The 11,602-nt window shown below is 36.2% G+C and carries 8 protein-coding genes and 1 pseudogene; 6 read left to right on the top strand and 3 right to left on the bottom strand.

Features of this window, described 5'->3' with window-relative positions:
• From AB8B65_RS19225 to AB8B65_RS19215, 3 genes are all read right to left on the bottom strand, one after another.
• Positions 1-5,445: MG2 domain-containing protein (locus tag AB8B65_RS19225; RefSeq protein WP_405302906.1), on the bottom strand; the 5,445-nt coding region annotated here is incomplete at its 3' end.
• A gap of 103 nt (positions 5,446-5,548) precedes the next feature.
• Complete coding sequence (locus tag AB8B65_RS19220; protein WP_405302905.1) at positions 5,549-6,592, bottom strand: isoaspartyl peptidase/L-asparaginase family protein; 1,044 nt, start codon at positions 6,590-6,592, stop codon at positions 5,549-5,551.
• A gap of 183 nt (positions 6,593-6,775) precedes the next feature.
• Positions 6,776-7,012: a hypothetical protein gene (locus tag AB8B65_RS19215; RefSeq protein ID WP_405302904.1), complete on the bottom strand. Its 237-nt coding sequence runs from the start codon at positions 7,010-7,012 to the stop codon at positions 6,776-6,778.
• A gap of 171 nt (positions 7,013-7,183) precedes the next feature.
• Between AB8B65_RS19215 and AB8B65_RS19210 the strand changes: the two genes are divergently transcribed.
• From AB8B65_RS19210 to AB8B65_RS19185, 6 genes and pseudogenes are all read left to right on the top strand, one after another.
• The gene (locus AB8B65_RS19210) at positions 7,184-7,723 is read left to right on the top strand and encodes a 3-hydroxyanthranilate 3,4-dioxygenase (RefSeq protein WP_405302903.1); all 540 of its coding nucleotides are present in this window, start codon (positions 7,184-7,186) and stop codon (positions 7,721-7,723) included.
• The gene (locus AB8B65_RS19205; RefSeq protein WP_405302902.1) at positions 7,698-8,441 is read left to right on the top strand and encodes a hypothetical protein; all 744 of its coding nucleotides are present in this window, start codon (positions 7,698-7,700) and stop codon (positions 8,439-8,441) included. The genes AB8B65_RS19210 and AB8B65_RS19205 overlap by 26 nt, the downstream gene beginning before the upstream one ends.
• An 88-nt stretch (positions 8,442-8,529) precedes the next feature.
• On the top strand, positions 8,530-10,083 hold the full coding sequence (locus tag AB8B65_RS19200) for an aldehyde dehydrogenase family protein (protein ID WP_405302901.1): 1,554 nt from the start codon (positions 8,530-8,532) through the stop codon (positions 10,081-10,083).
• A gap of 134 nt (positions 10,084-10,217) precedes the next feature.
• Positions 10,218-10,397 (top strand): hypothetical protein, encoded by a 180-nt coding sequence (locus tag AB8B65_RS19195; RefSeq protein WP_405302900.1) that lies wholly within the window; start codon positions 10,218-10,220, stop codon positions 10,395-10,397.
• 32 nt (positions 10,398-10,429) lie between these two features.
• Positions 10,430-11,170 carry an OmpA family protein gene (locus tag AB8B65_RS19190; protein ID WP_405302899.1) on the top strand — a complete coding sequence of 247 codons (741 nt, stop codon included), beginning with the start codon at positions 10,430-10,432 and terminating at the stop codon, positions 11,168-11,170.
• 12 nt (positions 11,171-11,182) lie between these two features.
• Positions 11,183-11,602 (top strand): annotated as a pseudogene (locus tag AB8B65_RS19185) (hypothetical protein); the annotation flags it as partial.

Genomic DNA, 11,602 nt, shown 5'->3' with positions numbered 1-11,602 from the left:
GTAAGAAGCATTCAATAATACATTGAATGTTTTTGCTTTTCCAAGTTCCAAATCAAAATAGAAATTCACGCGATCGTCTCTAATATCAGTATGTCGCGCTTCGCTAGATGGCGTATTTCCATAATCGGTAAAACGTGTATTTACAATTTCCCAACCAGATGGGAAAATTTCTGTCAATGCAATATCACCCACAAACTCTGGCTTGTCGTTTGAAACGGTTACGGTCGCCATAAAATCAGTTCCTTGTGTCAATTTCGAAACATCGATGGAGTTTCCAGCTTTGTCTTTATACAACACACGAATACTTAGATTTCGTTTTTCTGCTAATTCTTCGCCCAAAGGCAATTTTCCAGTACTTAATACACGCACAAATAATACATTGTCTTCTTTGTTTTCGACTTGAACCGTATTACTTCCTTTCTTAATGTTTAAATCGCGTTGTGCAATAGCTTTTGTCGTCTGAATTGTCTGCGGGTTTTTCCCATTGAACGTATATTGTATTTTAATATTCTTCCCGCCATTTTGCGTCACCATTTTTCCCATTGCTAACAAACTGTATGCAGTGGTTTGTGTGCTCATCCAACGACTTGAAGATAAATCTTTAGCAATAGTTTTTGATAATTCAATGGTTTTTGGATCTTTTAAAACAACCATTGTTTCCATTGCCATTGCTCTGTTTCTATCTACCGAACCATACGTATAATCGTATCGTGCTTTTGATGGTGTAAAGTTAATATTCGCCGTTTTTGCAATTTGTTCCGCAGCTTCTTTTTGCGAAGCCAATGCGTACGCAGCTGCCAATCGCCATTTTGCATCGTTTGATAAGTTATTAGTTTCACGCAATCGGTTCATTGATGCCAAATCTGGATAACCCGCCAAAGCAAGTGTGTATAAACGATAGGCTTGTATTAAATCGTCGTAGTAATATCGGGTATTATTGCGCCAAGTACGTGCTGCATTTTGCTGGTAACTAATCCACTTATTCATAAATGTCAGTGGCAACGTATAGCCTTTCTTTTCGGCTTCAATCATAAAATGACCTGCGTAATTTGTTCCCCAATCATTGATGTTGCTTTCGCCAATCCAATACCCCATTCCGCCATTTGGTTGTTGAAAATGTGCCAAACGTTTGATTCCTTTTTCAATATTTTGATTGATTTGTCCTTTTTTCTGCGCTGTAATATCGAAAATATCTGCTAAATATAACTGTGGAAATACGCTCGATGTTGTTTGCTCAATACATCCGTGCGGATAACGAATTAGGTATTCCATTCGTGAAGCAAAATCCATTGGAGGCAATGTTGAAAATTCTACGGTAGCTGCGTTGCTTCCGTCCACACCAAAAGTATCAAAAGAAAGTGTTTGCGATTCGTTTCCTTGCAGGGTGAGTTCGTGAATTTTCTTTGCAATCGGATTCGGGTTTTCGACATCTATTTCTACTTTGTAAGATGCTTTTTCGCCATTTCCTGTCGCAATAACTTCTATGGTTTGAATGCCTTTTATTTCACTTACATCTAAGTCAAAAAACACCATTTTTTCATCTGGTTTGCTAAATGTGAGTGATTTTGTATTGCTTCCCACAACCGAAATTCCGTTTTGTAATTTCAGCGTAAGCGATACATTTTTTACTTTATTTTCCATTGCAAAAACAGTGACAGGTAAGGTCACTTTTTCGCCAGGACTTAGTTTTCTTGGAGCAGTTGCTAAGACCATTAACGGTTTTTTTACTTTTGATGATTGTTCTGCATTTCCGTATGCTTCTTTTTGGGTATCTCCAGCAACAACCATTGTACGAACTGCACCAATATAATTTGGCATTTCGATAGTATGCGATTTCGTTTGTCCTGCATTTAGTTGGAAAGGGCCTAAATATTTGACCACAGGTTTGAAACGATTGGCTTTTTTATTTTTTGCGCCATTTCCGCCATCGCCACCACCAATGGCAAATACTTGATCAATGTCTCCGCTAAATGCGCCAATAATATCATCATAAATATCCCAAGTACGAACACCGAGCGCTTGTCGTTGATAGAAAAGATCCCAAGGATTTGGAGTTTTAAATCGTGTCAAATCTAACAAACCTTCATCCACAACTGCAATTGTATAGGTCATTGCTTTTTTGTTTTCTTCGCTCACTTTTACCGTGAACGATTGTTCTGGACGCAAGGTTTCGGGCACTGAAATTTTAGGTTTTAATATCGTGGCAGGATTTTCTACCATGATTGGAATGACACCATATAAGCGAATTGGCAAATCGTTAGAGACATTATCGTGTTTTTGCAATAACGATATATTTACAAATACATTTGGCGCCATTTCATCCGTAATCGGAATCGTTGTTGTTGTTTGTTCTTTGGATGTTTTTACCCATTTGGTACTCAATACTTCTGTACCATTTTCAACACTTACCAATGCGCGTCCGCCTTTTCCTGATGGAAACGTAATGGTCGCTTTTTCGCCAACATTGTATTTGTCTTTGTCAGATGCGAAAATCAACATTTTAGCCGATTCTGAGTCGCCATCGTTACTTCTGCGCCACCAGTTTTTGTAGAAATAAGTGGTTTGTCCGGTTGCATGTCCGCTTTTTGGATCGGAAATATGAATTAAATACCGTCCGCGATCTTCGTCAGGAATGTTGATTTTGAAACTTCCTTTTCCGTTGGAATTTGTATTAATTGTGAAAGTACGATACTGTTTATGATAGTTGCTTCCCGAATAGGAAGATAAATCTTCATACGACGAACTCCACCACCAACGCCAGTTGATTTCGTAAATTTTCACTTTTAATCCGTTTCGTTTGATCGGATTTCCGCGATCATCTACCGTCACAATTTCAAAGGTATTGTCTTCATCGGTATAAAACGAACCGTATTGTTTTGGCTCAGGTGATTTTAACCCAACAAATGACGTATACGGCGCAAAATCTTTTGAGAATACATCAATAGAGAAATCGCCACCATTTTCAAATACGCGCGTTAAGAACGAAGCACGCAACATGCCTGGCGCTTTTTTGTCTACGTTTATTTTTTTAGAAATATTGACAAGACCTTCTTCATCTAGTTTTCCTTTGAACATGACAAATTCTTCCGAATTAAAGTTTCGTGTCGGATCGTTGAATTTGTATTTCGGAAATTTCTTGAATGTTGTTTTTGTACTTGTCAATCGCACATTGACTTCTGCTTTTAAGTTTTTAGCAGGCGCACCATGTAACCAAGCGGCTTTTAGTGTGCCTTCAATTGGTCGGGAATTGGCTAAAATTTCATCGTCAAAATCAATATTTATTTTTAAACGATTCGGCTTTACCGTTTCTACTTTGAGCGTTTTAGAAAAGTTTACGCCACCAACACTTACATTGGCTTCCCAATTTCCTGTTGGTGCTTCTCTATCCGTTTCAACGGTAAATTTATAGAAGTTGTTTACGCCTTGCGTCGTTACATTTTTGTAGACTAATTTGCCACGCGCATCCGTAACTTCCATTTTTACAGGATGATTTTTTGGAAGTGGATTTCCTGCATCATTCAATACAAAAGCTAGGTGTAAACTATCGCCAGGACGCCAAACGCCACGTTCGCCATAGATATAACCGTTGATTCCTTTTTTGATTTTTTTTCCAGCTACATCAAATTTACTCATGGAAAGTGAACTTCCGTTGTTCAATTTTACGTACGTAATTTGATTGCCTTTGGAAACCGTAGCAAAGTATGCGTTTTTATCAGCATCAATGATTGTAAAACCTTGTGAATCGGTTTGTCTTGATTCAATTTCTTGTTGCTGATAGTTGTAAAGTGTTACTTTGGCGCTGCTCACAGGATCGGTAGATGTGATATCGCTTACCGCAAAATGATACGATTTGTTTCCGCCACTTTTTACAATGACACCTAAATCTGATGCCAGAATGTTTGCTGTAAGGAATTCACTTTGCATGTAATACGAATCGGTACATGGATTGTCACGATCTCTCCAATTGTAACGGTAGTTTCTGAATTCGTACATGCGATTGTCCCAGTATTCTTCCTCATTTTCTTCTTCATCTTCTCGGTTTTGGTAGTAATTGTCACGTCTGCGTGAACGAGAACTATCTGCAGTAGCGGCATCACCTGCTTCACAGGCATAAAGCGAATATTCTTTTTTAAAGCTGATTTCTACTTGATAAATAGCGCCTGGAGCTGCATTGAAAAGCGTAGCTAAGTCAATTCCGTAGGTTTTCCATTGCCCATCATTTTCGTTTTCATTTTCGATTAAATCGATGGTTTTTTTGGCAATACGCCTTCCTACTTTACGAATGCTGTATCGGTCAACATCGCTTACATTGTTTTCTTGTAAAAACTGCAATACATTGTCTTGGTATATTTTTATGACACGTACATCAACTGCTTTTAAGTTCATCGCCTGAAAGTTGTACGTTAGGTTTTTTGAGTTTGGTAATATAACACCTTTACTTACTGCGCGAAGTTTTGGCTTTTGCTGTTCAAAAGAGATATTTTTGGTGAAACCACTTTTCAGTTTGTACTCGTCTTTGCTTTTGATGCCCGCAAAAACTTCGAGCATTGTAGTTCCTTTTATTTTATTTTTTGGGTAGACGTTTAAGATGTTTCCATCAATTGCATAGGTGACATTTTTTTGATTCTTAAGAGTCACTAGTCCTGCAAAGTTTTGATTTTTATATAACGGATCTGTAAAGTTGATGCTCACTTTTTGTTCGGGACTTTGAGAAACCGTAACACCAACGATTGAGAAGTTATTTTTCCCTGGAATGCTATATTTTGTAGTGCCTTTTGCTTTGGCGCTGATTGGTGTTCCTGTCCACGTAATGTTGATTTCTGAATTGTTTTCTAATCTATTGATACTATCAATAGTAAATTCGTACGTCGTAGCATTAAGTAAAGAAGGTTCCCATTTTACATTTAGTGTTTTTCCACTTTGTGTTGCTGTAACGAGTTTTTGGAGTTTTTCTGTTGAAATGACATCTGCAGAGCGTAACGTTCCGTTCAAATATTGCCATCCTTTTGAATATGATTGTAAATCGTTCGTCGTTACAGAAAAGTTTGGTGCTATTGTTTTAAAAACAAACGTATAGGTTTTAAATTCTTCTTTTACATCTTCATATAAGTCTTCTAACTTTATGGTTACCGAATATTCTGTATCTGGTTGCAAAGGTGCATCTGGTTGAAAGCGCAAGGTTTTGTTATTTTGAACGAGTAGTTTACCGCTTACTTCAGGACTGATACTGATGACATCGGCAGCTATTTCTCCTGAATCACCCAAATTGGAAAGTTGCTTTTGAAGTCCAATTATAATTGGTTCTTTTACCGAAACCGTTCCTGCTGTGGTTTGATAAATATAGTCTTTGAATTCAAATATATTGTCTGCTTCTGGATTTCCTGTATTGCAGGAAAAGAAGCTGAGAACGATCCCGAAAAGGATACAAATAGTATAGTTACGCATGCTAGATTTTTTTGTAAAATAGAAAAACTTTCTCATCTTATATCTGTTCTTTGAGTATTCGTTATCAGTTAGTTAGTGTTCGTGTAAAAATTGGAAGGATTCGTTATTCACTGTAAATTCCAACAGTTACATTTCCTTTTTCATCAACCATTGCACGGTACATGCCTGGCGTATTGAATTCGGCTACTAGGTTTCCTTTTGCATCTATGGCAATAATTCCACCATCGCCGCCCATATTTTTGAGCTTGTTTTGAATGACCTCTTTGGCTGCTTCTTGCAACGACATGTTTTTGTATTCCATCAAGGCAGAAATATCATACGCGACATTGGCTCTTATAAAATATTCGCCGTGTCCAGTTCCAGAAACTGCACAGGTTTTATTATTTGCGTAGGTTCCTGCACCAATTATTGGCGAATCACCAATACGATTCCATTTCTTGTTGGTCATTCCGCCAGTAGAAGTTCCAGCAGCCAAATTTCCGTTTTTGTCTAAAGCCACACAACCAACCGTTCCGTATTTGTAATCTTTGATATACGGATCCAAATACGCAGCTTTTTTATCTGCGTCATTTTTTTTGGCTCTTTCTAATGATTTGTAGCGTTTTTCCGTGAAAAAATAGCTTGTATCCACAACTTCCAACCCTTGTGCTGCGGCAAATTCTTCTGCGCCTTTTCTTGCGAGCAAAACATGATCGGAGTTTTCCATTACTTTTCGTGCGGCAGAAATTGGGTGTTTTAAATTTGTTACACCTGCAATGGCACCAGCATTTAAGTTTTTTCCTTCCATGATAGAAGCGTCGAGTTCATTTTTACCATTATTTGCAAAAACGGCACCTTTTCCAGCGTTGAATAGTGGGGAATTTTCTAGAATGTGAATTGTTTGTTCAACAGCATCCAAACTTGAACCGCCATTTTGTAGAATTTCATATCCTTTTTTGGCTGCTTTTTCAAGCATGGCTTCGTATTCGGCTTCCATTGCTGGCGTCATGTTCTTTTTTAGGATGGTTCCTGCACCGCCGTGAATAACAAGTCCGATGTTATTTACAGGTTTTGTATCTGTTTTTTGTGGTTTTTCTTCGGAAGAAGTATTCGCACAACTATACATTAGAAAAATAGAAAACAGCAATACAAGTACAGATTTTTTCATGAGTCGAGATCATTGATTAGCCATTAAATGTACATAATTTCACGATGGAAAACTTGTTGTTTTTCAGATATTTATTCACAAGTAAAAGCAAAAAAAAGCTCCAAAAATATACTTTTGGAGCTTTCGTTTTGAGTTGTTTCAAAAATTAACAACCTGTATGCTAGGCATTATTTAAACTATTTATTAAGCTTCACAAGGAATTCCTTGTGAGGTTTGACAGTTAAATTGCCATGAAGGTTCGCAATCACAAGCAGAATATAATTCACTATGCCAAGTGCATTGATAAATATTGTATGTAAGTACACAATTTTTAATGTTTATAGTTAGCTGAATTGGTATTGGTCCACTTTGTGCGCCACCGTTTAGCTTTGAAACGGACGCTTTTTTAAGCGATAATGATTTTAACTTCTTTTTTTTCATAATTAGTTCTGTTTTGGTTAACGAAAAAAAGATAGAAAATAATACAATCAACAAAGTACGGTTTTGCCTTACTTAACAGTTGTATGTCAGTAACTTATAGAGTTATCTGTTTGTGAATGATTTTGGCTGATAAAAAATGTGTAATTTTAAAATCTAAAATTCTAAATGACAATGGCTATACAAAAACCATTCAACCTAAATCAATGGGTTGAAGAAAACAGAGACTTGTTAAAACCGCCTGTGGCAAATAAAAATTTATATAAAGAAGCAGGTGATTATATTGTGATGATTGTTGGTGGACCCAACGCACGAAAGGATTATCATTATAATGAAACCGAAGAATTGTTTTACCAATTAGAAGGAAATATAGAAGTACATATTCAGGAAGATGGTGAAAAGAAAACGATGAAATTAGGTCCTGGCGATATGTATTTGCATCCTGCAGGTGTGCCACATTCACCTGTGCGTTTTAACAATTCTATAGGTTTGGTTATAGAACGAAAGCGAAAAGGAACCAATTTAATGGATGGTTTGCAATGGTACTGCGATAATTGTAATCATAAATTGCATGAAGTTCGATTTCCGTTGATTGATGTTGAGAAAGATTTTTTAGGGCATTTTAAAGATTTTTATGCGTCTAAGGAATTGCTTACTTGTGATAATTGCGGAACTGTAATGCCTGTTGATGAACGATTTACAGCTGATGAATAGTAGAGTTATTTTTTTATGTATCGTTTTAGGAATTTTTGCATTGTCATGCGAAAGTACGCTCACCGCGGAAGAAATTATTGAAAAATCTTTGGAACAAGCGCATGGAGGAAAAGCATTGTGGGAAACTCCTAAATTATTAATTTACGAAAAAACAACTACGTTTTACACTAGTGAAGGCGCAGTTGAGAGTGAAAAAAAACAAACGTTTCATAATACCTTACAACCTACATTTACATCAAAAGTAAAATGGATGGAAGATGCTGTTGAAAAACAGATTGTGTATGACGGAAAAGAAACTGCTGTTTTTGTAGGTGGAAACGAAGTAACAGATACTAAAAAGGTTGAAGCTGCTTCTAAAGAAATTTTGGGTGCGCAATTTGTATTGTGGCAACCGTATAAATTATTTACTGATGAAGCTTCAGTAAAGTTTGAAAGAATTGTTCGGTTGGAAGATGATACCGAAGCGTATGCAATTAAAGTTACCTATCCTGAGAGCGATGCCATTTGGTGGTTTTATTTTGATGTAAATACGTTTTTATTGAAAGAAAATTTAATTCAGCATAGTGAAAACAGATACAGTCAAATAGTAAATATATCGCAGGAAGATGATACAGGATTAAAATTACATCAACATCGAAAAAGTTTTGCCGTTGATGTAGCAAAAGATGAAAAATATCTTCGTGCCGAATACCACTATACGATCTTAGAATTGAAATGATAAACCACACACTGTGAAGTAAAAGATTGGCATAATTATACTATCTTCGCAGAAATTTAACAAAAGAACTAAAAAAAGTTATATATACATGGGAGCAGTGACTACTGATTTTGGAATCAAAGAAGCCTTAGCAACATTAGGTTTAAAAGATGTCAATGAAGGAACTTCAACAGGTTCAAACAATTTCTCTAACGGAGAACTTATTGAATCATATTCTCCAGTAGATGGAAAATTGATTGGAAAAGTAAAATCGACGACAAAAGAAGATTATGAAAAAGTAATGGAAGCTGCAACTTCAGCTTTTAAAACTTGGAGAACGATGCCAGCGCCACAACGTGGAGAAGTTGTACGTCAATTTGGAGAAAAATTAAGAGAGAAAAAAGAAGCTCTAGGAAAATTGGTTTCTTATGAAATGGGAAAATCATACCAAGAAGGTTTAGGAGAAGTACAAGAAATGATTGATATCTGTGATTTCGCAGTTGGTCTTTCTCGTCAACTTCACGGACTTACAATGCACTCTGAGCGTCCAGGACACAGAATGTACGAGCAATATCATCCATTAGGAGTTGTTGGAATTATTTCTGCATTTAACTTTCCAGTAGCAGTTTGGGCTTGGAACACAGCTTTAGCTTGGATTTGTGGAGATGTGTGTGTGTGGAAACCATCTGAAAAGACACCAATGTGTGGAGTCGCTTGTCAAAATATAGCCGCTGAGGTTTTTGCTGAAAATAACTTGCCAGAAGGAATTTGCTGTTTGGTAAATGGAGATTATAAAGTAGGAGAGTATCTTTCTAAAGACACTCGTATTCCGTTAGTTTCTGCAACAGGATCTACACGTATGGGTAAAATTGTAGCGAAAGAAGTAGCAGGACGTTTAGGAAAGTCTTTATTAGAATTAGGAGGAAACAACGCAATTATCGTTACGCCAGATGCAGATATTAAAATGACTGTAATCGGAGCTGTTTTTGGAGCTGTAGGAACGGCAGGACAACGTTGTACATCGACTCGTAGATTGATTATTCACGATTCTATTTATGATAAAGTAAAAGATGCAGTTGTTGCTGCATACGGACAGTTACGTATTGGAAATCCATTAGATGAAAACAATCATGTTGGACCAGTTATTGACAAAGATGCTGTAAAAGGATACCAAGCTGCTTTAGAAAAAGTAGTTGCTGAAGGAGGAAACATCGTTGTTGAAGGTGGTGTTTTATCTGGAGAAGGTTACGAAAGTGGATGTTACGTAAAACCTGCTATTGCAGAAGCTGATAATTCATTTGAAATAGTGCAGCACGAAACATTTGCACCAGTTTTATATTTATTAAAATATTCTGGTGATGTAACCAATGCGTTGGATGTTCAAAATGGAGTTGCACAAGGATTATCGTCTGCAATTATGACGAACAACTTACGTGAAGCAGAAGCGTTCTTATCGGTACAAGGATCTGATTGTGGAATTGCCAATGTTAATATTGGAACTTCAGGAGCAGAAATCGGTGGAGCTTTTGGTGGAGAAAAAGATACAGGTGGCGGACGTGAGTCTGGATCTGATGCTTGGAAAATATATATGCGTAGACAAACAAATACAATCAATTATACAACTGAATTGCCATTAGCGCAAGGAATTAAGTTTGATTTGTAAAATTGCAGTTCGTCTAAGATATTGAAAGCCACATCGATAGATGTGGCTTTTTTTGTTTATTCATCTAATTCATTAGTGGAAATTGTTGAGAATTTAATAATTTGAAACAATATTTAACCATAAATAACGGATATATGAGTAAAAAGATATCTTATATTTTAGGTATTTTACTTACAATTGTTATTGGAACTATCTTGTATTGGTGGCTTTGCTGTCGCGATTGTACTGATTGTGAAAATAATAATTTGAAAGATAAAAAGAGCGATGAAAAAAACATCGTAAAGGAGAATCCTAAAGTAAAAAAGCTACGCTAAATCCTTTTAAAGTACAGGATGGTAGTTTTGCATTGAATGCAGAAAATAACTTTAACTTCAAAAATTCTGATCACCATTTTATCACACCTGTTTCTGATGATCTTAAAAAAGCATTTACTGATTTACAAGCGTATGTAAAAGGGAATCCTTCTAAAAGAATTCAAGTCATTGGTCATTACACAGCTAATGAGAAAAATAATTCTGCATATCCAAATCTTGGATTAGCTAGAGCAAATGCAGTTAAAAATCATATGATGTCACTTGGAGTCCCATCCAAAATTATTGACACGTATGGAACGCTTAAAAATGATCTTGTTCCAAATGCAGATAATGTGTATTTCGGACCTATAGATTATACGGTAAAAACAATTGTAGCAGGCGATACTAGTGAAGCTGACGAATTGAAAGCATTGCGCGATAAAATTATTACAAATCCTCTGGTTTTAAATTTCAAAACAGGACAAACGGTAATCAATCTTACAACAGAACAGCGTCAAAAAATTGCAGATATCTCAAAATATCTAGACAAAGTAAACGGCGCAACTTGTTTGATTGTTGGTCATACTGATAATGTGGGAGATGCAAGTGAAAACATGGGATATGGACAAAAAAGAGCTGATTTCGCCAAAAAGTATCTCATTGATAATGAAATCTCTACTTCAAGAATTACTGCAATTTCCAAAGGACAAACAGAACCAATTGCAGATAATGCAACAGAAGAAGGGAAAGCAAAAAATAGAAGAACGGTAGTAACATTAAAAGAAACAAACTAAAAATATAAAATTATGAATTGGTGTATATTAATCCCAGTATTGGTTGGACTTATTTGTGCAATCTTAGGCTATTTATTAGGAAGGTTATTTGGTAACAATACTGAAGATGAAAGCGATAATGATTCTAGCGGACTTATTACTAAGTTAGAAACAGAATTAGCAGGATGTGAAACGCAAAATGATAAATATCTAATACGAATTGATGCTTTGGAAGCTAAATTGGCAGCATGCGAAAAAAGTAAGATTACTTTAGAAGCTAAAGGTAGTACTGATAACTTAAGTATATCTTCTTTTGCTGCTCCAGCGGTTAGTGCAATACTTTTTGATGGAGCTGCAGCAAAAGCAGTTTTTGGAAAAAAGATAAAGGAAGATGACTTAACGATTGTTGAAGGTATTGGTCCAAAGATTAAAGATTTATTCCATAACCATGAT

Origin of the sequence: Kordia sp. (genome assembly GCF_045105435.1) — a bacterium.
In the GTDB taxonomy this organism is placed as follows: Bacteria; Bacteroidota; Bacteroidia; order Flavobacteriales; family Flavobacteriaceae; genus Kordia.
This window is presented reverse-complemented; position numbering and strand designations above follow the sequence as displayed.

Coding starts and splice junctions, on each gene's coding strand:
- AB8B65_RS19210 (WP_405302903.1), top strand. CDS start 7,184: ATGGCTATACAAAAACCATTCAACCTAAATCAATGGGTTGAAGAAAAC.
- AB8B65_RS19200 (WP_405302901.1), top strand. CDS start 8,530: ATGGGAGCAGTGACTACTGATTTTGGAATCAAAGAAGCCTTAGCAACA.
- AB8B65_RS19215 (WP_405302904.1), bottom strand. CDS start 7,012: ATGAAAAAAAAGAAGTTAAAATCATTATCGCTTAAAAAAGCGTCCGTT.
- AB8B65_RS19205 (WP_405302902.1), top strand. CDS start 7,698: ATGAACGATTTACAGCTGATGAATAGTAGAGTTATTTTTTTATGTATC.
- AB8B65_RS19220 (WP_405302905.1), bottom strand. CDS start 6,592: ATGAAAAAATCTGTACTTGTATTGCTGTTTTCTATTTTTCTAATGTAT.
- AB8B65_RS19195 (WP_405302900.1), top strand. CDS start 10,218: ATGAGTAAAAAGATATCTTATATTTTAGGTATTTTACTTACAATTGTT.